Genomic DNA, 24,267 nt, shown 5'->3' on the forward strand with positions numbered 1-24,267 from the left:
GCGCCGCAGGACAGCATCGTCGAGCAGGGAGCCCGCATGAGCAGCAGCGACATCCTCGAGCGCCCGGACGTCCGCGACGCCGACACCGGCAACGCCAACGAGGTCTTCCACTACGTGCGGAAGAACAAGATCGCCGAGAGCGCCGTCATGGGCACCATGGTCGAGGCCCTCTGCGGCGAGGTGTTCCCGGTGACCAAGAGCCCGAAGCCCGGCAGCCCCGTCTGCCCGGCGTGCAAAGAGGTCTACGAGCAGCTGAAGAAGGACTGACCGCGCACATCGCCACCGGTCGTCCGGAGGACGACCGGGTCAGGACCGCAGGCCGAGCCGCCGGGCCTCTTCCTCGAGCTTCGCGGCGCGCCGTGCCCGCCGCCGGCGGTCGTGCCGGCGCAGCGGCGCGGGCCAGCGCTCCTGGATGGTGGTGTTGAGCTCGGCGCCGAACAGCACGGCCATGCCGAAGAAGAAGCAGAACAGCAGCGCACCGATCGGCGCCGCCAGCGCGCCGTAGGGCAGTGCCGTGGTCAGGATGTCGCCGATGTAGGCACGCAGCAGCAGCGCCGCCACGAGGAAGAAGCCGAGGCTGAGCAGCGCCCCGGGCAGGTGCCGCCGCCACGGCAGCCGGTGCGGAAGCACGACGTGGAAGAAGCTGGTGAGGGCCAGCAGCAGCCCCACCAGGACCAACGGCCAGTAGACGGCGTCGATCAGCATCCCCGTGGTGCCCCGCCAGTCCGGCGGCGCGAGCCCGACCAGGGTCTCCCGCCCGAGGACCAGCAGCGGCAGGGTGAGCACCGCCATGATCATCCCGATGATGAACAGCCACAGCGCCTTGAGGCGCGTACGGATCGGCCCGCGCACGTCACGCTGGTCGTAGGCGATGACGATGGTGTTCATGAAGGTGGCGGTGGCCGACGAGCCGGCCCACAGCGACACCAGGAACCCGACGCTCACCACGTCCAGCCGGCCCGACCTGAGGATGTCGTCCAGCGTCGGCGCCACGAGCGAGTCGACGACCCCGGGGGTGAGCGCCTCGGAGGAGGCGTCGAGGAGCTGCTGCTCGATCCGGAGCACGGTGTCGGCGCCGATGACGTCGCCGAGGTAGCCCAGGGATCCCAGCAGGCCGATCAGCAGCGGTGGCACCGAGAGGATCTGCCAGAAGGCCGCTTCGGCCGACAGGCCGAGGATGCGGTCCTGCCAGGCCTTGGCGACCGTGCGGCCCAGCACCTGCAGCGGCACCCGGAGCACGGCCGGCCAGCGCCGCAGCCGGGATGCCCTGGGTGCCTCGTCGGGCGTCCCACCGGCCGGGCCGGTGCTCGGCGGACCGGCGTCGACCCGCTCGACCTGCGCGGCCGAGCCGCCGGGCAGGACGGTGCTCACCCCGACAGTGTGCACGTCACCCGTGCGGTCCGGTGGTCGCGGTGCCGGTCGAGGACCTGCTCAGACCGTCCGGAGACGCGGCCGACGGCCTCCCGGCGTCGGCGGGCCACCGGGGGTGGTGCCCTCCGGGCCGGCGGGCGGCGCGGCGGGCGCCGGCGGGACGCACCGGATGACGGCCTCGGCGGCGTAGCGGGTGTTGAACTGCTCGCGCTCGATCTCCGAGCCCGTCGTCAGGTCGCGGAACACCCGGGTGACCGTCACGTCGAAGCCGGGGACCCCCGACTGCGGGATGCAGTCGCCGTCGTCGGGCTTCTCCAGCTGCGCCGGCTCGCGCCGGTTCGTGCGCGGGCCCTCGATCGCCTGGATCTCGTACCGCTTGGTCCCGTAGAAGGTCACCGTCAGCGACCCCGACGTCGTGGCGGTGTCGACGTAGATGCCGGTGTCGCTGTCGTTGCGCCACTGCAGGTCGATGAGGCCCTCGTAGACGGTGGCCTCGCGCCCGGCGGGGTAGCGGTCGATGTAGAAGCTGTGCGGCTTGTGGTAGACGTCCTCGAGGCCGGCGAAGAAGACGGCGTTGAACATCGTGGTGGCGAACTGGCTCACGCCGCCGCCGACGGCCTTGGACAGCTGCCCGCCGCTGATCACGGTGGCCTCGACGTAGCCCTGCGGCACGCCGCGCGGGCCGGTGTAGCCGTTGAGGCTGAAGGTCTCACCCGGCAGGACCAGCGCGCCGTCCACCTCCGCGGCCACCACGCGGATGTTGGTGCCGCTGGCGGGGTTGGAGATCCGCGTGGTGAAGCTGCTGACCTCTTCCCGGATCCCGAGCGCCTCCGCCTCCTGGGTGGTGAGGTCGGCGGGGACGGGGCCGAGCTCGGCGGTGACCGTGCGCGGGGCATCCTCCGGCAGCACCGCGAGCAGCTGCTCGGCGAGGGCGGCCGGGTCGATGCCGGTGCCGTCCACCGAGGGGACGACGGAGACCGAGCCTCCCGAGATCTGGAAGGTGGCGTCCTTGGCCGGGGTGCCGAACCGCCCCAGCTCGTCCCCGAGAGCGGTCTGCAGCTGCGCCGGGTCGATCCCGACGGCCAGCGTGCCGTCCTCCTGCGGTGTGAAGGTGAGCGACGCCGCGATCGCCTCCGCCGAGACCTCCGCCGTCGTGGCGCCGTCCTGGCTGACCACGGCGACCGGTGCCGACAGGCCCGGCGCCACCGTCTCGTCGAGGACGCGCTCGGCCTCCGCCGCGGTGACCGACACACCCTCGACGTCGACGGGGAGCTCGATCGGCGTCGTCGGGTCGCTCCCGGCCGCCAGCGCGTCGGTGATGGCCTCGGCGGCTCCGTCGCGGTCCAGGGTGCGCCCGTCCTGCGGAGCCACCACCGAGGGCGTGGTGCCCTCGATCGCGATCGTCGCGTCGACCGGTGCCCGGTCGACCTGCTCGGCCAGCGTGTCCATCTGAGCGGCCAGGGCGGTGTCCTCGCCGGTGAGGACGGGCTCGACCTCGCGGTCGGAGAACAGGGTGACCAGGCGGGTCCAGGGGTTCAGCGGCTGGTCGTCCGCGACGTCCACGGTCGCGTCGACGTCCAGGCCGATGCCGGCCGTGGCGGGGGAGAACGGCAGGGTGACGTCGTCGGCGCGCACCTGGTGCTCGGCGGCGACCCGGGGGGCCAGCTCCTGCTCGAGCACCTCGGCGGCGCGGGCGGGGGACAGGCCGCCGACGTCGACGCCGGCCACGACGGTCGAGCGCGGCACGTCGCCCGAGGAGAGCAGCAGGTCCACGCCGTAGGTCGCGGCCAGGAGCGCCAGGGCGCCGGCCGGGACCAGCGCGGCACGACGCCGCCACCAGGGCGTGCGCGGGCCGCCTGCGGGCGGCTGGGCCGGCGGGGGGCCGTCGCCGGCCCCGGAGTGGTCGTCGATACCGGAGCGGTCGTCGATGCCCGAGCGGTCGTCCCCGGCGCGGTCGCCCAGCGGCGGGACGACGGCGGTCGGGTGGTCGGTGCCGCCGAACCCGTGGCCGGACAGGTCCAGGCGCTGGGTGCCGTCGAGGTCCTCGCCGGCGGAGGTGGCGTGCGGCCCGTGCGCCGTGTCCCCGGCGGCCGGCGCAGCGGCCGCCGGATGGGCGGCGGGCTCCGGGGGAGCGGAGGGGGCGGGCGGCTGGGCGGCGGGCGGCTCAGCGGCAGCCGGCGGAGCCGCAGCGACCGGGACGGCCGGCGGCTGGGCGGCGGCCGGTGGGGCCTCCGGAGCGCCACGCTGCCAGTCCCGGCCGACCGGGCGGGTGTCGTCGGGCTCGGCACCGAAGCCCTGGCCCGACGTCGCCGGGCCGGGACGTCCGTCTCCGCCGTCCGCAGGCATGCGGACGGTCTCGTCGGACACGGGGTGCTGCTGGGACATCGGGTGTTCCTCCGGTTGGCGCTGGCCGGGGGTCCCCGGGAATGACGGAGCCGCCGGCCCGACGCCCGCACGAGGCGGGGAGTCGGACGCGGCGGCGTCGTCGGGTGAGGCAGTCATCGCGGGCGCGACGATATCGCCTCTCTCACGCGGTTACGTGCTGCTCGCCCTCTGTGTCGATGATGTCGACGGCGATGTCACGGAGCTTGCTCTCGTACTCCCGGGCGTGGTGCCCGCAGAACACGAGGTCGCTACCGCTGGCGAGCACGACACGGACCTTGGCCAGGGCGCCACAACGGTCGCAGTGGAAGGGCACGACCAGGTCGTCGGCGGCGGGGGTCGTCGTCAGCGTCTGGGTCATCTGGGTCATCACTCGCTCTCTACCGCACGGACCCGCGGCTGCGGATCGGCCTCCTGCACAGCGCCAGGATGGCCCCTCGTGTTCCCGTTCCCGTTGCCATCGTCGCGGACTCGCCGAAAGAGATGAGTCCGTGACCGACTGCAGCGCGGTCGGGTCCAGCAGGGGACATCACTGGGTGGAACTGGTGGTGCACGTACCGGTCGTCATCGGAGCCCCGGGTGGGAGACCGGGACGACCGTCTGTCCCTGCTGTCTTGCCTCTCCCACGCTACGCCGTCTACCCGACGGATGCCGACGTACACCGGCCGCTATCACTCTGTGACCCGTCCGGGTCACCCGGCGGCTCCGCGCGACGAGGGCCCGGCATGCGGTGCATGCCGGGCCCTCGTCGTGGTCGGGCTAGTCCAGGTAGTCGCGCAGCACCTGGGAGCGGCTCGGGTGACGCAGCTTGGACATGGTCTTGGACTCGATCTGGCGGATCCGCTCACGGGTGACCCCGTAGACCTGCCCGATCTCGTCCAGGGTGCGCGGCTGGCCGTCGGTGAGGCCGAACCGCAGCCGGACCACGCCGGCCTCCCGCTCCGAGAGCGTCTGCAACACGCTGGTCAGCTGGTCCTGCATGAGGGTGAAGCTGACCGCGTCGACGGCCACGACCGCCTCGGAGTCCTCGATGAAGTCGCCGAGCTGGCTGTCGCCCTCGTCACCGATGGTCTGGTCGAGGCTGATCGGCTCCCGGGCGTACTGCTGGATCTCCAGCACCTTGTCCGGGGTGATGTCCATCTCCTTGGCCAGCTCCTCCGGCGTGGGCTCGCGGCCCAGGTCCTGGAGCAGCTCGCGCTGGATGCGGCCGAGCTTGTTGATGACCTCGACCATGTGCACCGGGATGCGGATGGTGCGGGCCTGGTCGGCCATGGCGCGGGTGATGGCCTGGCGGATCCACCACGTCGCGTAGGTCGAGAACTTGTAGCCCTTGGTGTAGTCGAACTTCTCGACCGCGCGGATCAGGCCGAGGTTGCCCTCCTGGATCAGGTCCAGGAACGCCATGCCGCGGCCGGTGTAGCGCTTGGCCAGCGACACGACGAGGCGCAGGTTGGCCTCGAGCAGGTGGTTCTTGGCGCGCTCGCCGTCGCGGACGATCCAGTTGAGGTCCCGGCGCATCTGCGGGGAGATCTTCTGGCCCTCCTCCTCGACCTGGCGCAGGCGCTCGGAGCCGTAGAGACCGGCCTCGATCCGCTTGGCGAGGTCGACCTCCTCCTCGGCGTTGAGGAGCGCGACCTTGCCGATCTGCTTGAGGTAGGCGCGGACGGAGTCGGCCGAGGCGGTGAGCTCGGCGTCCTTGCGGGCCTGGCGGAGGGCCTCGGACTCCTCCTCCTCGTCCCACTCGAAGTCGGTGCCGCCCTCGGTGGTCTCCTCCTCGGCGGCGACCTCGACGCCGTCCTTGCCGGTGACGACGGTCTCGTCGAGCTTGAGACCCTCGCTGCCTGCGTCGACGACGGCGACCGCGGAGCCGTCCGAGGCGACGGCGGTCAGGACGGTGCCCTCACCGGCGGCGCTGGAGGGGGTGATCGCCGGCTTGGTGCGGCTCTTGGTCGGCGCCTTGGCGGCGGCGGCCTTGGCCGGTGCCTTCTTCCGGGCGGCAGCCGGCTCGACGGCCTTCTTCGCACGGGTACCGGCCGCGGCCGTCCTGGCGCGCGGAGAGGTGCTCGCTTCGGCTGCTTCCGGTGCTGGCTGGTCGGCGGGCACTCAGGTTCCTTCCCGTACTGGGTTCGTTCCCCGGGGGACCGTGTGGTCCGCGGGCAGCGGCTCCGGCCAGTGCCCGGGGGCGGGGGAGGTCCCGGCAGACCGGCGCGGCGTTTGACCGCGATCGGAGCAGGGGATCCCTCCCGGCTGGAGGGCGACGGGCTGGGGCTTCACCATTGTAACGACGTCCCGCGGTGAAACCATCGCCTCGGATCGGTGGTCCTCGCTCCGACGGGGCGGTCGGGGCCGGACCGGGAGGGTGCGGTGCCGTCCCGGCAGCACGCCGGTCAGGGTTCGAGCTGCTCGGCGGCGGCCAGCGCGGCACCGACGATCCCGGCGTCGTTCTGCAGTTCCGCCGGGACGACGGGGGTGCGGGTGGTGAGCAGCGGCACCCACTTGTGCGACTTCTTGCTCACCCCGCCGCCGACGATGATCAGGTCCGGCCAGAGCCCCGCCTCCAGGACGTCGAGGTAGCGGTCCACCCGGGCGGCCCAGTCCGGGTAGCTGAGCTCCTCGCGCTCGCGGGCGGCCGCCGACGCCCGCCCCTCACCGTCCTCGCCGTCGACCTGGATGTGACCGAACTCGGTGTTGGGGACGAGCCGGCCGTCCACGAACAGGGCGCTGCCGATGCCGGTGCCGAAGGTGAGCATGAGCACGACGCCGGCACGGTCCCGGCCCGCGCCGTAGCGCATCTCGGCCAGGCCGGCGGCGTCCGCGTCGTTGAGCGTCTGCACGGCGCCGGGGATCCGCTGGGACAGGCCCGCGTCGACGTCGGTCCCGATCCAGCTCTTGTCCACGTTCGCCGCCGTGTGCGCGACCCCGGACTTCATCACCCCCGGGAACGTGACACCGACCTCGCCGGTCCAGCCGAAGGAGTCCACGATCGTCGCGACGACGCCGTAGACCGACTCCGGCAGCGAGGGCTGCGGTGTCTCGATCCGCAGCCGCTCCCCGATGAGTCGTCCCTGGTCCAGATCGACCAGGCACCCCTTGATGCCGCTGCCGCCGATGTCCACCCCGAAGCCCTGCACGCGGACAGGTTAGTAGAAGGACCCCCCGCCCCCCCGCCGCTCGCAGGCTCGCAGCGGGCCCCTGCGAGAGGGCCGCGCGGTGCGAGCTGCGGCAGGATCGGAGTCGTGAACGCTCCCGGCCGGGCCGACGACACCCCCTCCCAGCTGCTCGCTCTCGCCGTGGCGGCCGCCCGCGAGGCGGCCGACCTGGTGGCCCGCGGACGGGACGGCGCCGGCGAGCACGTCGGCACGAAGTCCAGCCCGGTGGACGTCGTGACGGCGGTCGACGCGGCCAGCGAGGCCCTCCTGGTGGACCGCCTGCTCGGTGCCCGCCCGGACGACGGCGTCCTGGGGGAGGAGGGTGCCTCGCGGGAGGGGACCAGCGGGGTGCGCTGGGTCGTCGACCCCATCGACGGCACGGTCAACTTCCTCTACGGCGTACCGGCCTACGCGGTGTCGGTGGCGGCCGAGGTCGACGGCGTGGTCCGTGCCGGCGTGGTGCTCGACGTGGCCACCGGCGAGCTGTTCACCGCCACGTCCGGTGGAGGCGCGTGGCTGACCGCGCCGGGGCGCCCGGAGCTCCGCCTGGCGGTCTCGGGGCCGTCGTCCCTGGAGCTGACCCTCGTGGCGACCGGGTTCGGCTACCGGGCCGAGCAGCGGGCGGCGCAGGGGCAGGTCGTCGCCCGCCTGCTCCCGCGGGTGCGCGACATCCGGCGGTTCGGGAGTGCGGCGCTGGATCTCTGCGCGGTCGCCGCCGGCCGGGTGGACGCCTACTACGAGCTGGGCCTGAACCCGTGGGACCACGCGGCGGGAGCCCTGGTGGCCGCCGAGGCCGGCGCGGTGGTCTCCGGTCTCGGGGGCGCGGCGCCCGGGGAGCCGATGATGATCGCGGCCGCGCCGACGGTGGCCGCGGAGTTCCTGGACCTGGTGGAGGAGCTGCACCGCTGACGGCGGCGCCCGGTCAGCAGCCGGTGGGGGCGTCCTCGACGGCGGTCAGCGCCGCCTCGACGTCCTCGACGCTGGCCAGCCCGGGGAACTCCGGGCCGAGCACCAGGTCCACCTCCGCGGTGGACCGGGTGTCCTGGTACTCGGTCGCACCCGGGAGGTAGACCGACATGTACCGGGCCTGGTCGCTGCCGCGCTTGCCGAAGCGGACCTCCCCGACGCCCTCGACCTCGCGCTGGCCGGAGTCGTTGGCGACCTCGGTCACGGTGAGCCCGCGCTCCCGGAGCTGGTCGGCCACCTGGCCGGCCAGGCCGCTGGAGTCCGTCGCGTTGAACACACGGACCAGCACGCTGCCCGGCTCCAGCGAGGGCGGGGCCGCCTCGGCGCTCGCGCAGGCCTGCGCCTGGTCGGCCTCCCGCTCGCGGTCCTGGCGCACCACGGTCCACCAGACCGCACCGGCGGCGAGGGCCAGCACGAGCAGGAAGATCAGCGGGGGCAGCGGCCGGCGACCACTGCGGGGGCGCACCGGGGGGCGGGCGGCGGTGCGCTCGGTCACGGTGATGCTCCTCGGGCGTGCACCCGGAAGGCGCGGCGTCATCCGGTGCCGGGGCGACCGGACGGCCCACGTCCTGGTGCGGACGGCTGTCGGTCCGAGCTTAGGGGCGCGGCGCGCTCCTAGATCGCACCGTCCTCCAGCGCGGCGCGTCCCAGCTCCACGCACGGATCGATCCGCTCGGCGTAACCGCTGGTGTCCTTGCCGGCCATGGCCCCGGCGGCCGAGCGGGCGACGATGCCGGCGACGATCGCCGCGAACTTGAAGTAGGCGAAACCCACGTACCAGGACAGGTCGGAGAGGTCCAGGCCGCTGCGCTCCGCGTACCGCGCCGCGACCTCCGCGCGGGTGGGGAACCCCTCCAGCGCCGTCACCGTGCTCTGCCCGGCGACGCTGCGCTCGCCGGCCTGCGGCCAGTAGACGTGCAGCATGCCGAGATCGGCCAGCGGGTCGCCCACGGTCGACATCTCCCAGTCCAGGACCGCGCGGACGCGGCCGGGGACCTCGGGGTCGAGCAGGCAGTTGTCCAGCCGGAAGTCGCCGTGGACGATGCCGTGCCGCTGCGTGGTGGGGACGGTCTCGGCCAGCCGGGCAGCGAGGGCGTCCAGGCCCGGGCGCTCGCGGTCGCGGGTGGCCTCCCACTGCTGGGTCCAGCGACGCACCTGGCGGCCCATGAAGCCCTCCGGGCGGCCGAAGTCGGCCAGGCCCACCGCGACGTGGTCGACGGAGTGCAGGTCGGCCAGGACGTCGACCAGGCCCTCGCCCATCGCGCGCCGGCGGGCGGGGTCGTCGGCGTAGCCCGCCGGGATCCGGTCCACGACGTGCAGGCCGACGACGCGCTCCATCACGTAGAACGGCGCACCCAGCACCGCCGGGTCGGTGCACAGGTGCAGCGTGCGGGGAACCGGGACCGGCGTGGCACCCAGCGCCGAGATCACCCGGTGCTCACGGGCCATGTCGTGCGCGGTGGCCAGGACGGCCCCCGTGGGCGGCCGGCGGAGGATCACCGCGTCGTCGGCCGACCCGCTCTCCGGCGTCACCACGTAGGTGAGGTTGGACATGCCCGCCGCGATCAGCTCGACGGACACCGATCGCCAACGGTCGTGCCCCAGGGCGGAGGCCAGGTAGGGGCCTACGACGGCTGGATCGGCACCTGCGGGAGTCGCCACGGCCGCAGGGTAACCTCTGGCGCTCCGCCGCCCGCCCGACCGCGCGAGGGCCCGATGTGTCGCCTCTGCTGGGGCGGGCACAAAACGGGCCCCTGCAGCGTTGGCGGGCTGCCGGTCCTCTGCGAGGGGGACCGGTTCGATCGGGCGCCCCACCACCGGGCCCCGGACCGACCACCGATCGCCCACCGGCGACCGGAAGGACGACGGCGCGCACCCGGCGCCGCGTCAGACGAGCGGGTACGACACCCGCGCGACCCCGGAGGAGGGGCACACCCATGGCCACCGACTACGACGCCCCGCGCCGCAACGAGACCGACGAGCTCGGCGAGGACTCGCTGGAGGAGCTCAAGGCGCGGCGGGCCGAGGCGCAGTCCTCGTCCGTCGACGTCGACGAGACCGACTTCAACGAGAACCTCGAGCTCCCCGGCGCCGACCTGTCCGGCGAGGAGCTCACCGTCCGCGTCCTGCCCAAGCAGGAGGACGAGTTCACCTGCTCGCGCTGCTTCCTGGTGCAGCACCGCACCCGGCTGGCCTCCACCCGGGGCGACCAGCAGCTCTGCCGCGACTGCGCCTGACGAAGGACCCCGTGCCTCCCGCCACTCGCACGCTCGCGGCGGGGCCCTGCACGGGGCCGTTCCATCCTGCTGCTGAGGGGGACCGATGACGGATCACACGGCGCGCACCGGCGCGCCTCGGGACGTCCCGCCCCCGCGGCCGGTCTCGCCGCCCCCGCCGGTGCCCGCCGAGGAGAGCCCGCTGGCCCGGGCGGGCCGGGCGATCGCCGAGGCGGTGGCCGGCCTCGCCGGCTCGGGCCCCGGACGGTCGGCCGCCGGCGGGCTGCGCGACGTCGTCGGCGCCGTCGCCGGTGCTGTCGCGGGCGCCTTCGGGACGTCGGGCGAGCAGCCTGCCCCCGACGCGCGGGCGACCGGTGTCCCCGGCCAGGGGACGACGGGCCAGGCGCGCAACCCCGGGGCGCTGCTGGGAGACCTGCTGGCCGTCACCGTGCCCCGCCTCCCGGTCCGGGACCGGGAGCGGCTGCGGCGGGCCCACCCGGGGTCGTCGGACGAGGAGATCGCCGATGCGCTCGTCGCCCGGGCCGCCCGCATCACCTCCGGCATCGGCGCGGCCACCGGCGGCCTGTCGGCCGCCCACTGGTTCGCGCCGCCCTCCCTCCTCGCGGTGCCCCTCGAGCTCGGCGCCGAGACGGTGCTGGTCGCCGCCGTGGAGGTCGTCCTCGTCGCCGAGCTGCACGAGCTGCACGGTCGTCGCCCGCCCGGCGACGCCGCCGAGCGCGCGTCCGCGTACCTGGGGAGCTGGTCGGAGCAGCGCGCCGTCGACGCCCAGGGCGTCGGCGGGCTGAGCTCCCTCCTCGGCGCTGCCGGCATGCGCGCGCTGCGCCGCCGGATGACCCGCCGCCTGGCCGGGGCCGTCCCGTCGGCGGCGCCGTTGCTGATCGGTGCCGCGATCTCCGGGCGCGTGAACCGCCGGGCCACCGAGTCGCTGGCGCAGCGGGTCCTGGGCGGCCTGCGCCGGCCCCCGGCCTGAGTGCCGGCGCCTTATAGGGTCGCCGACGTGCCCGAGCCCCTCGCCGAGCTGGACGTCCCGGTCCGGCTCACCCCGCCCGACGGCGTCGTGCCGGGCTACGCCCTGCCCGGCGACGCCGGCGCCGACCTCGCCGCCGCCGAGGACGTCGAGCTGGCTCCCTTCGAACGCCGGCTCGTCGGCACCGGGGTGGCCGTGGCGATCCCGGAGGGGTACGCCGGCTTCGTGCACCCCCGCTCGGGTCTCGCCCACCGGCTGGGCCTGAGCCTGGTCAATGCCCCGGGCACCATCGACGCCGGGTACCGCGGCGAGATCAAGGTGAACCTGATCAACCTCGATCCCGTTCGCCCGCTGCGGCTGCGCCGGGGCGACCGCATCGCCCAGCTGGTGATCCAGAAGGTGACCCGGGCCCGGTTCGTGCCGGTCGCCGAGCTGCCCGCCAGCGAGCGCGGCGAGGGCGGGCACGGCTCGACCGGCGGGCACGCGGGCCCGCCGTCCGCATCCATCGATCCACCAGCACGTGAGGGGCGGAACTGACATGCCGTTCGGACGGCGCCGCAACCGCATCGACCGCAGCCTGCGCGAGCGCGGGGTTCCCCCGGAGCCGCAGCAGCGGGTCCGGGACGTGCCGGCCACCTCGGGGCCCTGGGACGAGGGCGATGCCCCCGACGACGGGCTGGCGCGGATCGACCTGGGCGCCGTCCGGCTGCCCGCGATGCCGGGCATGGACCTGCGCGTCGAGCTCAACCAGCAGCAGAAGGTCATCGCCGCGACGCTCCGGCACGGTGAGTCCCTCCTGCAGGTGTCGGCCTTCGCCGCGCCCCGGGCGACCGGGATCTGGGACGACGTCCGCACCGAGCTCGCCCGCAGCGCCTCCGGTCAGGGCGCCTCGCTGCGCGAGGTCGAGGGCCCCTTCGGAACCGAGCTCGCCGGCACGATGATGGCGCCGGTCCCGGCGCAGCCCGGCCAGCCGGCGCCGCAGCCGGTCCGGCGCGCCGCCCGGTTCCTCGGTGTCGACGGCCCGCGCTGGTTCCTGCGCGGGCTGATCACCGGCCCGGTGACCAAGGACGCGCCGGTCGACCAGGCGGAGCTGGAGACCGCGTTCCGCGGCATCGTGGTGGTCCGCGGTGCCGAGCCGATGCCGGTGCGCGAGCCGCTGCCGCTCACCCTGCCCGCCCAGGCCGCCGCCCAGCTCGCCGCCCAGCAGCAGGCGGCCCAGCAGCAGGCCCCCCAGCAGCAGGCCCCCCAGCAGCAGGCGCCCCGGCAGACCCCGCCGCCGGGCGAGCGGCCCGGCGCGGGCCCCGCGTGAGCGGCGCGCCGGCATGACAGCGGTCCGCGGACCCGTCTGCGCGGCACCGCACTACGCTGGGCCCGTGACGGAGACCCGACCGGCCGGCTGGTGGTCGCGCACGCTGACGCGACTCACCGCCGACGACCACAGCATCGACGCCGCCGAGCTGCGCGCCGATGCCGTCAGCGCCGGGTGCGAGCCGGTCAGCTCGTGCCGCAAGGGCGCGGTGGTGACGGTGACCGGTCGGCTCAAGTCGGTGGTCTACACCCCTCGCGAGACGGTGCCCACGCTCGAGGCCGAGCTGTTCGACGGCTCGGGCTCGGTCACCCTGGTCTGGCTGGGCCGGCGGCGGATCCCGGGCATCGAGCCCGGCCGGACCCTGACCGCGCGAGGCCGGTTCGCCGCCTTCGACGGCCGCCAGGTCATCTACAACCCCCGGTACGAGCTGATCTCCTGCTGACGCCCCCGGCGGTGCGAGCCGCCGGGGAAGCGAGCCGGACGTTCCGACAGGGGAGAGCACGGTGACCGCACCACGCCCGGAGGACGGGCCCGACAGCCCGGCCGACGACAGCGCCCCGGAGAGGTCGACGCCCCTCTTCGACCGCGAGATGCTGCTCCAGCAGCTCGGCGGCTGGCGCGGCATGGTCGACGCGACCCTGCCCACGGTGGCATTCGTCGTGGCCAACGGCATCGACGGGCTGCGCACCGGGATCTGGGCGGCCGTGATCTCCGCGCTCCTGGTGTTCGCGCTCCGCCTGGCGCGCAAGGAGAGCATCCAGCAGGCGGTGAGCGGGCTGTTCGCCGTCGGCGTCGCGGTGGCGATCGCCGCCGCGTCCGGTCAGGCCCGCGACTTCTTCGTGCTCGGCATCGTGCGCAGCCTGGTCATCGGTGTGGTGCTGCTGGCCTCGATCCCGTTCCGCTGGCCCCTGGTGGGGGTGGCCGCCGAGTTCTTCGCGCCCAGCCACGTCGGGTCCATGGCGGGGCACGTCATGCCGTGGAACCGTGCCCGGCGCGCCGCGGGGACGGCCGAGGTGGCGCCGGTCCCCGAGCCGGCACCGCCGGCCGCCGATCCGGAGCCGGAGCAGCACTGGCGGGACGACCCCCGGCTGCTGCGCGCCTACGCCTGGCTGACGGTGCTCTGGGCCGCGACGTTCCTGCTCCGCGCCGGCGTGCAGTGGGTGCTCTACCGGGCCGACGAGGTGGAACTGCTGGGCACCGCGTCGGTCGTCCTCGGGCTGCCGCTCACCGCCGTCGTGCTCGTGGCGACCTTCTGGGTCGTCGCCCGGCTGCACCGCCACCGCGCGGGTCCTCCCGACCCCGCGGTCTGAGCTCGCGCCGCCGTCAGCCGGCGGTGCTGCCGGGACCGCCGGGCGCGAAGACGAACTGCAGCTGGTCCTCGGTGTCGCCGTGCGAGACGAAGAGCAGCTCGTCGCCGGACTCCAGCGGCTCGTCGGGCGTCGGGGTGATGACCCGGTCGCCGCGCAGGATGGTGGTGAGCACCGTCTCGCGGGGCAGCGGCACGTCCCGCAGCGGGTGGCCGACCCAGGGGGTGTCGTTGCCGAGGGTGATCTCGACCAGGTTCGCCGCGCCCTTGCGGAAGCTCATGAGGCGGACGACGTCGCCCACGCTCACCGCCTCCTCGACCAGCGCGGCCAGGACCCGCGGGGTGGAGACGGCGACGTCGACGCCCCACGCCTCGGTGTAGAGCCACTCGTTGCGCGGGTCCTTCACGCGGGCCACGACCCGGTTGACGGCGAACTCCGTCTTGGCCAGCAGCGAGACGACCAGGTTGGCCTTGTCGTCACCGGTCGCGGCGACGACGACGTCGCACGTGGCCAGCTGCGCCTCCTCCAGGGAGGACACCTCGCAGGCGTCGGCCTGGACCCACTCGGCCCCCGGGACCGAGCGGGTGCGCACCTTGCGGCCGTCCTTCTCGATCAGCATCACGGTGTGGCCGTTCTCCAGCAGCTCCCCGGCGATGGAGCGGCCGACGGCGCCGGCCCCGACGATGGCGACGCGCATCAGTGCCCACCTCCCTGGGGGCCGTGCTCGACGACCTCGTGCACGCGGGCGGTGAGCTCGTCGGTGACTGCGACGATGAGCTGGTCGCCGTCCTGCAGGACCGTGGTGGCGGTGGGCAGCATCGCGTCACCGAAGCGCACCAGCCAGGCGGCGCGGGCGCCGGAGGCGCTCTCCAGCTCGGCCAGCCGGTGGCCGACCCAGCCCTCGGTGACGGTGACCCGCATGAGCAGCACCTGGCCGGTGGGCTCCCGCCACAGCTCGCTGACCTTCACCGAGAGCAGCTCGCGCAGCAGGCGGTTCACCGTCCACGGCACGGTCGCGACGCTCGGGATGCCCATGCGCTCGTAGACCTCTGCGCGCTTGGAGTCGTAGATGCGGGCGACCACGTGCTGGACGCCGAAGGTCTCGCGGGCGACCCGGGCGCTGATGATGTTGGAGTTGTCGCCGCTGCTCACCGCGGCGAACGCGCCGGCGGAGTCGATGCCGGCGTCGAGCAGGGTCTGCCGGTCGAAGCCCAGGCCGGTGATCTGCCGGCCGCCGAAGTCCGGGCCCAGCCGGCGGAACGCAGCGGGGTCCTGGTCGATCACCGCCACGCTGTGCCCGATCTGCTCGAGCCGGCGGGCGATGGCCGAGCCGACGCGGCCGCAGCCCATCACGACCACGTGCACGTTCACTCCCTGCGACGACAGGTCACGCCGGCGCCGTCCGCCCGCGCATCACCGGGCGCGAAGCTACACCCGGAGCGGGCCGGCCAGCGCGCAGGCGGGGCGGGTCCCCCCGTCGGGGCGAGGTGGGCCGAGTCACCCGCGCGCGGGCCCTCCCGGTCCGTAGCATCGCCGCCGTGCCAAGCCTGTCCGACCTCGGACAACTCCCGAAACGCCTCGTCGTCGGTCGTCCTGTGCGCAGCGACCGGATGGGGGAGTCGCTGCTGCCCAAGCGGCTCGCGCTGCCCATCTTCGCCAGTGACCCGCTCTCCTCGGTGGCCTACGCTACGCAGGAGATCCTCATCATCCTCACCCTGGCCGGCACGGCGTTCCTGTACCTGGCGCCGTGGCTCGCGGCGGCGGTCGTCGTCCTGCTGGTGACCGTCGTGCTGTCCTACCGCCAGGTGGTGCACGCCTACCCCTCGGGTGGCGGCGACTACGAGGTCGCGATGAAGAACCACGGCCAGTTCGCCGGGCTGACGGTGGCCAGCGCGCTGCTGGTGGACTACGTGCTGACCGTGGCGGTGTCGGTCTCGGCCGGCACCGACAACATCATCTCGGCGTTCCCGTCGCTGAACGAGCACCGGGTGCTGATCGCCGTCGGGCTCGTGACGCTGCTGGCGGCGGCCAACCTGCGCGGGGTGCGGGAGTCCGGGCGCGCCTTCGCCGTGCCCACGTACCTCTTCATCAGCGGCATCCTGGTCATGATCGTGACCGGGCTGATCCGCTACTTCGTCACCGACGAGGGCATCACCGCGGAGACATCGGCCTACACGGTCACGCCCGAGCCGGGGTACACCCAGCTGGCCGGGCTGGCGCTGATCTTCTTCGCGCTGCGCGCCTTCGCCTCCGGCTGCACCGCGCTCACCGGGGTCGAGGCCATCGCCAACGGCGTCCCGGCCTTCCGGCCGCCGAAGAGCCGGAACGCGGCCACCACGCTGGCCCTCATGGGCGGCATCGCGGCCACCATGTTCGCCGGGGTGACGGCGCTGGCGCTGCTCGCGGGCGTGAAGTACGTCGAGCACCCCTGCGACCTGGAGGGCTTCGCCGACTGCGAGACCGAGCCGCAGCGCACGGTCATCGCCCAGCTGGCCGCGGCCGTCTTCGGGGGCGACGGGTCGGTCGGCTTCTTCTTCATCCAGGCCGCCACCGCGCTCGTGCTGATCCTCGCGGCCAACACGGCGTTCAACGGGTTCCCGCTGCTCGGCTCGGTGCTGGCGCAGGACCGGTTCATGCCGCGGCAGCTGCACACCCGCGGGGACAAGCTCGTCTACAGCAACGGAATCCTCGTGCTGGCCGGGTTCGCCGCGCTGCTGATCGTGGCCTTCGGCGCCGACGTCAGCCGGCTGATCCAGCTCTACATCATCGGCGTCTTCACCAGCTTCAGCATCGGCCAGTGGGGCATGGTGCGGCACTGGAACCGGGAGATGAAGGCGGCGCCCGACGCGGCCGCCCGCCGCCGGATGCGCCGCTCGCAGGTCATCAACACCATCGGTGGCTCGCTGACCAGCGCGGTGCTCCTGATCATCATCGTCACCAAGTTCACCCACGGCGCCTGGCTGGTGCTGCTGGCCATGCCGATCCTGTTCGTGCTCATGCGGGCCATCAACCGGCACTACTCGCACGTCTCGAAGCAGCTGGTGCCCGACTCCGACGCCCGCACGCTGCCGAGCAAGGTGCACGCCGTGGTGCTGGTCTCCAAGGTGCACAAGCCGACGCTGCGCGCGCTCTCCTTCGCCCGGGCGACCCGTCCCGACGCGCTCACCGCCCTGACGGTCAACGTCGACGACGCCGAGACGCGGAGCCTGCAGTCGGACTGGGAGCGCTACGACATCCCGGTGCCGCTGACCGTGCTCGAGTCGCCCTACCGCGAGATCACCCGGCCGGTCCTGGACTACGTCAAGAGCATCCGCCGGGACAGCCCCCGCGAGCTCGTCGTCGTCTTCGTGCCGCAGTACGTCGTCGGGCACTGGTGGGAGAACGCCCTGCACAACCAGAGCGCGCTGCGGCTGCGGGCCCGCCTGCAGTTCCAGCCCGGGGTGATGATCACGACCGTCCCCTGGCTGCTGGAGAGCACGGTCGGCCACGACGACGCCGACGGCCGGCGGGGCGGCCCGGCTCCCGGGGACCTGCGGCGCGGCTACACCGACGACGAGGTCGACGTGACGCCCTATGGCTGAGAAAGGACCCCGCCGCCCCCCACCGCTCGCACGCTCGCGGCGGGCCCCTGCGGCGGCGCCGAAGGGCTTGGGCTGGACCGGGACCGAGTTCGAGGTGACGGTCGGGCCGGTGGCGCACGGCGGGCACTGCGTGGCCCGGCACGAGGGCCGGGTGGTCTTCGTCCGGCACACGCTGCCCGGCGAGCGGGTGCGCGTGCGGGTCACCGAGGACCGGCACCCCGGTTTCTGCCGGGCCGACGCGATCGAGGTCCTGGAGCCCGCGCCCGCGCGGGTGGAGCGGCCGTGCCCGTACAGCGGACCGGGCAGGTGCGGCGGCTGCGACTGGCAGCACGTCGACCCCGCGGAGCAGCGCCGGCTCAAGGCCGCGGTGGTGCGCGAGCAGCTGGTGCGGCTCGGCGGCCTGGACGCCGGCGACCCGGTGGTGGCGGGGCTGGCCGTCGAGGAGCTGCCCGGCGGACCGCTGCGCTGGCGCTCGCGGGCCCGCTTCGCCGTCGACCGCACCGGTGCGCCGGGCCTGCGCCGGCACCGCTCGCACGACGTCGTCGTCCTCGACGACTGCCCGATCACGGTGGAGCCGGCAGCCGGTGCCGTGCTCGGGCGGCCCTGGCCGGAGGCCGGCGCCGTCGACGTGTCGATCGACTCCACCGGCGCGGTGACGGTCGCCCCGCTGGACCGTCGTGGGCACGCCCTGGGCGCCGAGGTGCTCCGGGCGGGCGAGGAGCTGCCGGCGGAGCCGGCCGCGCGCGCCGAGCGGCGGGCGGGGGGACGCGACTGGGAGGTCGAGGGCACCGGCTTCTGGCAGGTGCACCCGGCGGCCGCCGACACGCTGGTCACCGCCGTCGAGGATCTCGCCGCGGTGATCCCGGGGGAGACCGTGCTCGACCTCTACGCCGGCGCCGGCCTCTTCGGTGGCGCCCTCGCCCCGCTGGTCGGGGAGCAGGGGCGCGTGGTCTGCGTGGAGTCCGACCCCGGCGCCTGCGCCGCGGCCGACGCCAACCTCGCCGGGCTGCCCCAGGCCGAGGTCTGGCAGGGCGAGGTCGACGCCGAGGGGCTGGCCGAGCTGCTGGCCGAGCTCGGCTCCGCGCCCGACGTCGTCGTCCTGGACCCGCCGCGCGCGGGAGCCGGGGCGGCGGTCAGCCGGCTGCTCGCCGGGACCGGGGCACGCGCCGTGGTCTACGTGGCCTGCGACCCGGCGGCGCTGGCCCGGGACGTCGCCGCGTTCGCCGAGGCGGGGTACCGGCCGGCGGCGCTGCGCGGGTTCGACGCCTTTCCGATGACGTCGCACGTGGAGTGCGTCGCGCTGCTGGTCCCTTCCGGGTCCTAGCCGCGACGCCTCAGTCGCGGGGCCGCAGCCCGAGATAGGGGGCGGGGTCCACGGTGAGCCCCGTGTGCGGCAGGCCCAGCCACTCGAGGCGGACCGACGCCTCCTCCGCGCGCTGGTCGAGCGCGAGTTGCAGCGCGTGCACCGAGAGCAGCAGCGCCTGCAGGGAGTCCACGCCGAAGGCCCCGCCTCCGGAGTCCTCGCCCAGCCCCTCGACCCGGTGCGGGCAGAACCAGTCCCCGCCGGCCGCCGGGTCCGGCACCGGTGCGCCGATCAGCACGGTCACCGGCGTGCGGGCGCCGTCCCCGGCCACCGCCTCGAACCGTCGCTCGGCCACCACCTGACCGAGCTGCTGGGTCGTCGTCACCACGTGCCTCCTCGTCGTCGCCGGGACCGGCCGGGATCCCATTGGATAACGTCTGGGGGTGCCCACGTGGGAATACGCCTCGGTCATCACTGCCAACGACGCCGAGTCCCAGCGCGCCGGGGTGAGCGTCAAGCTCCCCGGCGGTGTCTCGGAACGGCAGCAGGGCGACACCAGCTCGGTCCTCAACCAGCTCGGCGCCGAAGGGTGGGAGCTGGTGAGCTACCACTCCAGCGGCGCCGGGACGTGGGGGTTCGAGCAGTTCTGGCTCAAGCGCCAGGTCCCCTGACAGCGCGCCGCGGACCGGACCGGCCCGGCGCAAGGGTCGGGCCGGTCCGGGCGCTCACAGGGTGCGGACCAGCCCGCCGTCGCAGCGCAGCGCGGTGCCGGTGACGTAGCCGGCGGCCGCGCTGCACAGGAACGCGGCCACCGCGCCGAACTCCTCCGGGCGGCCGTAGCGCCCGGCCGGGATGGTCGCCCGCGACGCTTCCTGCACCTGCTCGACCGTCCGCCCGGTGCGGCCCGCCGCCGCCTGGTCCAGCTCGGCGACCCGGTCGGTGGCGATCCGGCCGGGCAGCAGCAGGTTCACCGTGACCCCCTCGGCGGCGACCTCGGCGGCCAGCGTCCTGAGCCAGCCGGCCAGCGCGGCCCGTCCCAGGTTCGAGGCCGCCAGCCCCGGCAGCGGTGCGGCGACGCCGCTGGAGCCGACGGCGAGCACCCGTCCCCAGCCGCGCTCCCGCATGCCGGGCAGCACCGCCGCCACCAGGCGGCGGTGCGGGGCCACCAGCGCGGCGACCGCCCCCGTCACGTCGTCGTCGGTGAGGTCGGCCGCGAGGCCGGGGCGGGGCCCCGGACCGTTGAGGACGGCGACGTCCACCGGTCCGAACGCCGATTCCGCCGCGGCGACCAGCCGGGCCGGGCCGTCGGGGTCGGTGAGGTCGACCTCGACGCCGACGGCTGAGGGGAGCTCGGCGGCGAGCTGCCGCACGCGTTCCCCCCGCCGACCGGAGACGACGACGTGCGCGCCCTCGGCGGCCAGTGCCCGGGCCACCGCCTCGCCCAGCCCACCGGTCGAGGCGGCCACCACCGCGGTGCGGCCGTGCAGTCCCAGGTCCATCAGGCCCGCCCACCGACCGCGCCGACCTGCGCGGTGACCTGCTCGCGCAGCGCAGCCGGCATCCCCGGCGACGGCGGTCGCACCGCGGCCCCCGCGATGAGACCGCGCGCGACCATGCACTCCTTGCGGATGGCGAGCCCGATCCCCGGTTGCTGCTCGAAGGCGATGAGCGGCAGGTAGGGCAGGAAGGCGTCCCGCGCGGCGGCGAAGCCCTCCTCGGCGAACGCCCGGGTGCAGGCGACCAGGCCCTCCGGGAAGGAGAACCCGGTCATCGCCCCGGCGGCGCCGACGGCGAGCTCGTCGAGCAGCCCCAGTCCGCCCAGCCCACCGAACACCGGCACCTCCAGGCGGGCGGTGAGCATCGCCACGGCCGCCGCGGTGGGCTGTGACTCCGCCTTGACCGCGGCGACGAACGGCAGGCCGTCGATCGCCCGCACCAGGTCCTCCCCGCCGATCCGCACCCCGCTGGCCACCGGGTAGTCCTGCACCACCACGGCCGCGCCGGTCGCGGCGTGCACCGCCTCCAGGTGCGCCCGCAGCAGGTCCGCGCTCGGGGAGTGGACCTGCACCATGACCGCCGCCAGCCGGTCGCCGGCGACGTCCTGCGCCATCCGGACCTCGTCCAGCAGCGGGGCGGTGGCCAGTGACGTCGCACCCACCACCAGGGGCAGCGCCACGGCGTCGACCACCGCGGCGAGCACCGCCCGCCGCTCGGCGACCGACAGCCGGGCCGCCTCGCCGAAGACCCCCAGCACCGTCAGCCCGGTGGCGCCCGCGGTCTCCAGGTGCCCGGCCAGCCGGGTGAGGCTGGCCCGGTCGACCTCGAGCTCCGGGCCGGCGAACGGGGTGGCCAGCACCCCCCACACGCCCGGTGCGAGTGCGACGTCGCCCACGCCGGTCAGCCCTGCTCGTCGAAGTAGGCCTCGGCACCGGGGTGCAGCGGCACGTCACCGGTGTCGGTGGCGATGTCGGCGGAGATGTTCTCCGCCTCCGGGTGCACCTGGGCCAGGTCGTCGAGGTTCTCGAAGATCGCCCGCGTCACGTCCTCGGCGACGTCCTCGGGCATGGCGTCGCTGACCACCAGCAGGTTGGGGACGGCGACCGTCTCGACGTCGCCCGGCAGACCGTAGGTGTCGGACGGGACGGTGCCCGCGGTGTAGGCCTCGCCGTAGGCGTCCTGCAGCTTGGGCAGCTCCTCGTCCAGCGGCAGCATGCGCACGTCGTCGCCCAGGGAGGTGACCAGGTCGGTGATCCCGCCGGTGGGCAGCCCGCCGGACCAGATGAGCGCGTCGATGGAGCCGTCCTTCATGCCCTGCACGCTCTCCGGGAGGCCCAGGCGCTGCTGCTCGATGTCGCCGGTCCCGAGGTCGTTGACCTCGAGCAGCCGGGTGGCGATGACCTCCGTGCCGGAGTTCGGGGAGCCGGTCGAGACCGACTTGCCGGCCATGTCCGCGATCGACTCGATGCCGGAGTCGGCCCGCACGAAGACCTGCGTGTAGTTGTTGTAGATCCGGGCGAGCGCCTGCACCGACTGGGGGTCGCCCTCGAAGCCGGCCTCGCCGTTGACCGCGTCGGCGGCGGTGTCGGCCAGGCTGAAGCCGATGTCGCTGTCGCCCGCGCACACCAGCTGGATGTTCTCCGCCGAGGCGTTGGTGGCCTCCGCCGTCGCCTCGGTGCCCTCGACGTTGTCGGTGAGCACCGCGGCGATGCCGCCGCCGAGGATGTAGTAGACGCCGGTGGTGTTGCCGGTCGCGATCGACAGCCGGCCGCCGCCGGCGGGCTCGGCGCAGCCGGGGGCGTCGGAGCCGCCCGAGCCCTCGCCCTCGGCGGCGGTGCCGCCCCCGCCGCCGGCCTCCCCGCAGCCGGCGAGGACGAGCGCGGTGGCCGAGGCCAGAGCGAACAGGACAGGGGTGCGGGACTTTCTCACGGGGTGACCTCCTGGGTCGGGGTGGGCGGGGCGGGTCGGTTCGGGTCGGAGCCGCTCGATTGGCCGGGAGCCGACCCGTCGTCGTCGGGCGGGGGTTGCCGGGGCGTCGTGTCGGGGTGCCGGCGCCGGCCGATCAGGTGGACCACGACGGCGAGGGCCAGCGCGGCCAGACCGATGAGCACGGTCGTCGTCTCCAGGTACAGGAGCAGGACGGCGGCGACGCCGGCGAGCACGCGCTCGGGCAGCCGGGCCGGGCCGAGGAGCCACTTGCCTGTGACGACGGCCAGCGCGGCGACGGCGAGCGCGGACACCGCGGTCGCGAACAGCACGGTCGCCGCGCCGCCCTGGCCCACCAGGCCCTGGCCGTTGCTGGTCAGCACGAAGGCCAGCGGCACGAGGAAGGCCGGCAGCGTGTACTTGAACGTCATGATCATCGTCTTGAACGCGTTGCCGCCGGTGATGGCGGCCGCCGCCACGGCGGCCAGCGCCGTCGGCGGGCTCACCTCGGAGAGCACCGCGTAGTAGAAGATGAACATGTAGGCCTCGGGGGTGGAGACCCCCAGCGTGGTCAGCGCCGGCGCGATGATCACCGCGGCGATGATGAACGACGCGGTGACCGGCACGGCCAGGCCCAGGACGAGCACCGCCACGGCGGCCAGCACGCAGGTGACCATCAGGACGACCGTCGCGTTGCTGGAGACCAGCCCGGCGAGGTCGACGATGATCGACGAGAGGTCCAGGCCCAGCCCGGTCAGCGTCAGCACCGCGACGATCAGGCCCGCGGCGGCCGTGGTCGCCGCGACCGGCAGCACCCCCGCCGCGCCCTTGGCGAGCGCGTCGAACACCCGGGGCGGGGTCATCCGCCGGTTGCGGTCGAGGAAGGAGAGCAGGAAGGCCAGCGCGGTGGCGTAGACGACCGCCTTGAACGCCGACTGGTCGAGCGCCAGCAGGACGACGATGACGATCAGCGAGCTGAAGTGGTAGCCGAAGCGGCCGAGCAACCGCCAGAAGCTCTGCTGGACCACCTCCACCTGCCGCACCCCGAAGCGGCGGGCGTCGAACTCCACCGCCAGGAAGATGCCCAGGTAGTAGAGCAGCGTGGGGATGAGGGCGTAGCCCAGGACCGTCAGGTAGGAGACCCGCAGCAGCTCGGCGATGATGAACGCTGCCGCTCCCAGCGTCGGCGGGGACAGGATGGCGCCGATGCCGGCCGCGGCCAGCACGCCACCGGCGGACTCCCGCGGGTAGCCGGCCTTCTTCAGGATGGGCCAGGCGACGCTGCCGAGGCTGACCGCGGTCGCCGTGCCCGAGCCGGACACGGTGCCCAGCAGGAACCCGGCGAGGGTCACCGTCCGCCCCGGTGCCGACTTCGACCGGCGGAAGGCGGCGAAGCTGATGTCGAGGAAGAACTGCCCGGCGCCGGAGTACTCCAGCACGGCGCCGTAGATGGTGAACAGGATGATGTAGGTGGCCGCGACGTCCAGGGGGACGCCGTAGATCCCCTCGGTGCCCATCACGAAGGCCGAGGTCAGCCGCGGGTAGTCGTAGCCGCGGTGCCCGACGAGCCAGCCGTTGGGGATCAGGTTGCCCAGGAACGCGTAGGCGATGAAGAGCCCGCAGATGACCGGCAGGACCGGTCCCACGGTGCGCCAGGTGGCCACGAGCACCAGCACGACCAGCGTCAGCCCGCAGAAGACGTCGATGTACAGGGGGCGGAAGCCGCGCGAGATGTACTCGTCGAACCCGGCCAGGAGCGGCCAGAGCGTCACGAACAGCGACAGCGCGGCGAGCGCCCAGTCCAGGATCCCCGGCCGGTCCGGCCCCTCCGCCCGGCCGCGCAGCACCCGCACCGCCGGCCGGTAGAGCAGGAAGGTCAGCGGCAGGACGACGGCCAGGAAGATGATCCGGTACTGGAGCGCGGGCACCGGGAAGAACACGTTCCACAGCGCGTACACCGACAGCAGGGCGGCCACCACGCTCACCGCGAGGCGCAGCTTCCCGTCCAGCACGCGCGCCGGCTTCTCCGCGTCGGCCTCGGCGGGCACCTCGCCGAGCGCGCCGGGACGCTCCGGTTCCTCGGCGCGCGCCGAGGCGCTCGCGGCCGGGGCGGGCGCCCCGGTCCGGTCGGCGGTGCCGGTGGCCCGCTCGCCGGGGCTCCCCGCGTCGGTTCCCTGCGCAGTCACGGTGTGGCCTCCCTCACGTTTTCCTGGAGGACCGTGACAGGATCTGCGGCCGTAGCCCAGCGCCGGGCGAGGACTTGACGTTCTCC

Annotated in this window: 25 protein-coding genes; 11 read left to right on the forward strand and 14 right to left on the reverse strand. The window is 74.4% G+C overall.

The annotated features are described in order from the left end of the window. The first annotated feature begins 36 nt into the window (after positions 1 to 36). Positions 37 to 267 (forward strand): DUF3039 domain-containing protein, encoded by a 231-nt coding sequence (locus GCU60_RS07805; RefSeq protein ID WP_104530044.1) that lies wholly within the window; start codon positions 37 to 39, stop codon positions 265 to 267. Between the two features lie 39 nt (positions 268 to 306). Here the strand turns inward: GCU60_RS07805 and GCU60_RS07810 are convergent, their stop codons facing one another. The 5 genes from GCU60_RS07810 to ppgK all read right to left on the reverse strand — a co-directional run bounded on the left by GCU60_RS07810 (position 307) and on the right by ppgK (position 6,884). Then, complete coding sequence (locus GCU60_RS07810; protein ID WP_345770467.1) at positions 307 to 1,371, reverse strand: YihY/virulence factor BrkB family protein; 1,065 nt, start codon at positions 1,369 to 1,371, stop codon at positions 307 to 309. A 60-nt stretch (positions 1,372 to 1,431) separates the two neighbouring features. Further along, complete coding sequence (locus tag GCU60_RS07815; protein WP_163203899.1) at positions 1,432 to 3,756, reverse strand: VanW family protein; 2,325 nt, start codon at positions 3,754 to 3,756, stop codon at positions 1,432 to 1,434. A gap of 142 nt (positions 3,757 to 3,898) precedes the next feature. Then, complete coding sequence (locus GCU60_RS07820) at positions 3,899 to 4,123, reverse strand: DUF7455 domain-containing protein (RefSeq protein ID WP_014377049.1); 225 nt, start codon at positions 4,121 to 4,123, stop codon at positions 3,899 to 3,901. 389 nt (positions 4,124 to 4,512) lie between these two features. Then, the gene (locus GCU60_RS07825) at positions 4,513 to 5,856 is read right to left on the reverse strand and encodes an RNA polymerase sigma factor (protein ID WP_163203901.1); all 1,344 of its coding nucleotides are present in this window, start codon (positions 5,854 to 5,856) and stop codon (positions 4,513 to 4,515) included. Positions 5,857 to 6,140: 284 nt separating this feature from the next. Further along, positions 6,141 to 6,884: a polyphosphate--glucose phosphotransferase gene (gene ppgK, locus GCU60_RS07830; protein ID WP_163203902.1), complete on the reverse strand. Its 744-nt coding sequence runs from the start codon at positions 6,882 to 6,884 to the stop codon at positions 6,141 to 6,143. 105 nt (positions 6,885 to 6,989) lie between these two features. On the opposite strand from ppgK, the gene GCU60_RS07835 reads away from it, so the two are divergent. Further along, positions 6,990 to 7,811, forward strand: coding sequence for an inositol monophosphatase family protein (locus GCU60_RS07835; RefSeq protein ID WP_345770468.1), 822 nt, complete (start codon positions 6,990 to 6,992; stop codon positions 7,809 to 7,811). Positions 7,812 to 7,824: 13 nt separating this feature from the next. Here the strand turns inward: GCU60_RS07835 and GCU60_RS07840 are convergent, their stop codons facing one another. Then, positions 7,825 to 8,364, reverse strand: coding sequence for a LytR C-terminal domain-containing protein (locus GCU60_RS07840; protein ID WP_163203903.1), 540 nt, complete (start codon positions 8,362 to 8,364; stop codon positions 7,825 to 7,827). A 119-nt stretch (positions 8,365 to 8,483) separates the two neighbouring features. Next, positions 8,484 to 9,530, reverse strand: a complete 1,047-nt coding sequence (locus tag GCU60_RS07845; RefSeq protein ID WP_163203905.1) for a phosphotransferase — start codon at positions 9,528 to 9,530, stop codon at positions 8,484 to 8,486. Between the two features lie 275 nt (positions 9,531 to 9,805). On the opposite strand from GCU60_RS07845, the gene GCU60_RS07850 reads away from it, so the two are divergent. The 6 genes from GCU60_RS07850 (at position 9,806) to GCU60_RS07875 (ending at position 13,691) form a co-directional block, all read left to right on the forward strand. Continuing rightward, a complete protein-coding gene (locus GCU60_RS07850) occupies positions 9,806 to 10,105 on the forward strand; it encodes a DUF4193 domain-containing protein (protein WP_163203906.1) in 300 nt (99 codons plus the stop codon). An 85-nt stretch (positions 10,106 to 10,190) separates the two neighbouring features. Further along, complete coding sequence (locus GCU60_RS07855; protein ID WP_163203908.1) at positions 10,191 to 11,075, forward strand: hypothetical protein; 885 nt, start codon at positions 10,191 to 10,193, stop codon at positions 11,073 to 11,075. 27 nt (positions 11,076 to 11,102) lie between these two features. After that, entirely contained in the window at positions 11,103 to 11,609 is a 507-nt protein-coding gene (dut, locus tag GCU60_RS07860; RefSeq protein WP_163203910.1) for a dUTP diphosphatase, read from the forward strand. A 1-nt stretch (position 11,610) separates the two neighbouring features. Beyond that, entirely contained in the window at positions 11,611 to 12,381 is a 771-nt protein-coding gene (locus tag GCU60_RS07865; protein ID WP_163203912.1) for a DUF3710 domain-containing protein, read from the forward strand. Positions 12,382 to 12,445: 64 nt separating this feature from the next. Beyond that, a complete protein-coding gene (locus GCU60_RS07870; RefSeq protein ID WP_163203914.1) occupies positions 12,446 to 12,823 on the forward strand; it encodes an OB-fold nucleic acid binding domain-containing protein in 378 nt (125 codons plus the stop codon). 61 nt (positions 12,824 to 12,884) lie between these two features. Next, a complete protein-coding gene (locus GCU60_RS07875; RefSeq protein WP_345770469.1) occupies positions 12,885 to 13,691 on the forward strand; it encodes a DUF3159 domain-containing protein in 807 nt (268 codons plus the stop codon). Positions 13,692 to 13,704: 13 nt separating this feature from the next. On the opposite strand, the gene GCU60_RS07880 is transcribed toward GCU60_RS07875, so the two are convergent. Together GCU60_RS07880 and GCU60_RS07885 are read right to left on the reverse strand one after the other, a co-directional pair. Then, positions 13,705 to 14,385: a potassium channel family protein gene (locus GCU60_RS07880; RefSeq protein WP_163203916.1), complete on the reverse strand. Its 681-nt coding sequence runs from the start codon at positions 14,383 to 14,385 to the stop codon at positions 13,705 to 13,707. Next, positions 14,385 to 15,053 (reverse strand): NAD-binding protein, encoded by a 669-nt coding sequence (locus GCU60_RS07885; RefSeq protein ID WP_163203918.1) that lies wholly within the window; start codon positions 15,051 to 15,053, stop codon positions 14,385 to 14,387. The genes GCU60_RS07880 and GCU60_RS07885 overlap by 1 nt, the downstream gene beginning before the upstream one ends. A gap of 230 nt (positions 15,054 to 15,283) precedes the next feature. Here GCU60_RS07885 and GCU60_RS07890 point away from each other — a divergent pair, with 230 nt between their 5' ends. After that, positions 15,284 to 17,269: an APC family permease gene (locus GCU60_RS07890; RefSeq protein ID WP_345770470.1), complete on the forward strand. Its 1,986-nt coding sequence runs from the start codon at positions 15,284 to 15,286 to the stop codon at positions 17,267 to 17,269. After that, on the forward strand, positions 17,262 to 18,593 hold the full coding sequence (locus GCU60_RS07895; RefSeq protein WP_163203921.1) for a class I SAM-dependent RNA methyltransferase: 1,332 nt from the start codon (positions 17,262 to 17,264) through the stop codon (positions 18,591 to 18,593). Before GCU60_RS07890 ends, GCU60_RS07895 begins: the two co-directional genes overlap by 8 nt. A gap of 10 nt (positions 18,594 to 18,603) precedes the next feature. Here GCU60_RS07895 and GCU60_RS07900 read toward each other — a convergent pair whose 3' ends face one another. Continuing rightward, a complete protein-coding gene (locus tag GCU60_RS07900; protein ID WP_163203923.1) occupies positions 18,604 to 18,957 on the reverse strand; it encodes a DUF6968 family protein in 354 nt (117 codons plus the stop codon). A 58-nt stretch (positions 18,958 to 19,015) separates the two neighbouring features. Between GCU60_RS07900 and GCU60_RS07905 the strand changes: the two genes are divergently transcribed. Continuing rightward, positions 19,016 to 19,243, forward strand: coding sequence for a DUF4177 domain-containing protein (locus tag GCU60_RS07905; protein WP_104529225.1), 228 nt, complete (start codon positions 19,016 to 19,018; stop codon positions 19,241 to 19,243). A gap of 54 nt (positions 19,244 to 19,297) precedes the next feature. On the opposite strand, the gene GCU60_RS07910 is transcribed toward GCU60_RS07905, so the two are convergent. The 4 genes from GCU60_RS07910 to GCU60_RS07925 are packed head-to-tail and all read right to left on the reverse strand — an operon-like array spanning position 19,298 to position 24,181. Next, positions 19,298 to 20,071 (reverse strand): SDR family oxidoreductase, encoded by a 774-nt coding sequence (locus GCU60_RS07910; RefSeq protein ID WP_163203925.1) that lies wholly within the window; start codon positions 20,069 to 20,071, stop codon positions 19,298 to 19,300. Beyond that, on the reverse strand, positions 20,071 to 20,964 hold the full coding sequence (locus tag GCU60_RS07915) for a dihydrodipicolinate synthase family protein (protein WP_204261636.1): 894 nt from the start codon (positions 20,962 to 20,964) through the stop codon (positions 20,071 to 20,073). The genes GCU60_RS07910 and GCU60_RS07915 overlap by 1 nt, the downstream gene beginning before the upstream one ends. Positions 20,965 to 20,969: 5 nt before the next feature. Beyond that, positions 20,970 to 21,998 (reverse strand): TAXI family TRAP transporter solute-binding subunit, encoded by a 1,029-nt coding sequence (locus GCU60_RS07920; protein ID WP_163203927.1) that lies wholly within the window; start codon positions 21,996 to 21,998, stop codon positions 20,970 to 20,972. Continuing rightward, a complete protein-coding gene (locus GCU60_RS07925; RefSeq protein ID WP_204261637.1) occupies positions 21,995 to 24,181 on the reverse strand; it encodes a TRAP transporter fused permease subunit in 2,187 nt (728 codons plus the stop codon). Before GCU60_RS07925 ends, GCU60_RS07920 begins: the two co-directional genes overlap by 4 nt. Positions 24,182 to 24,267 lie beyond the last annotated feature (86 nt).

It is taken from the genome of Blastococcus saxobsidens (genome assembly GCF_010682065.1).
Lineage (GTDB): Bacteria > Actinomycetota > Actinomycetes > Mycobacteriales > Geodermatophilaceae > Blastococcus > Blastococcus saxobsidens_B.

Excerpts from the sequence above, each read along its gene's own strand:
- GCU60_RS07855 (WP_163203908.1), top strand. The coding sequence starts at position 10,191 with ATGACGGATCACACGGCGCGCACCGGCGCGCCTCGGGACGTCCCGCCC.
- GCU60_RS07820 (WP_014377049.1), bottom strand. The coding sequence starts at position 4,123 with ATGACCCAGATGACCCAGACGCTGACGACGACCCCCGCCGCCGACGAC.
- GCU60_RS07805 (WP_104530044.1), top strand. The coding sequence starts at position 37 with ATGAGCAGCAGCGACATCCTCGAGCGCCCGGACGTCCGCGACGCCGAC.
- GCU60_RS07910 (WP_163203925.1), bottom strand. The coding sequence starts at position 20,071 with ATGGACCTGGGACTGCACGGCCGCACCGCGGTGGTGGCCGCCTCGACC.
- GCU60_RS07865 (WP_163203912.1), top strand. The coding sequence starts at position 11,611 with ATGCCGTTCGGACGGCGCCGCAACCGCATCGACCGCAGCCTGCGCGAG.
- GCU60_RS07815 (WP_163203899.1), bottom strand. The coding sequence starts at position 3,756 with ATGTCCCAGCAGCACCCCGTGTCCGACGAGACCGTCCGCATGCCTGCG.
- GCU60_RS07880 (WP_163203916.1), bottom strand. The coding sequence starts at position 14,385 with ATGCGCGTCGCCATCGTCGGGGCCGGCGCCGTCGGCCGCTCCATCGCC.
- GCU60_RS07895 (WP_163203921.1), top strand. The coding sequence starts at position 17,262 with ATGGCTGAGAAAGGACCCCGCCGCCCCCCACCGCTCGCACGCTCGCGG.
- GCU60_RS07850 (WP_163203906.1), top strand. The coding sequence starts at position 9,806 with ATGGCCACCGACTACGACGCCCCGCGCCGCAACGAGACCGACGAGCTC.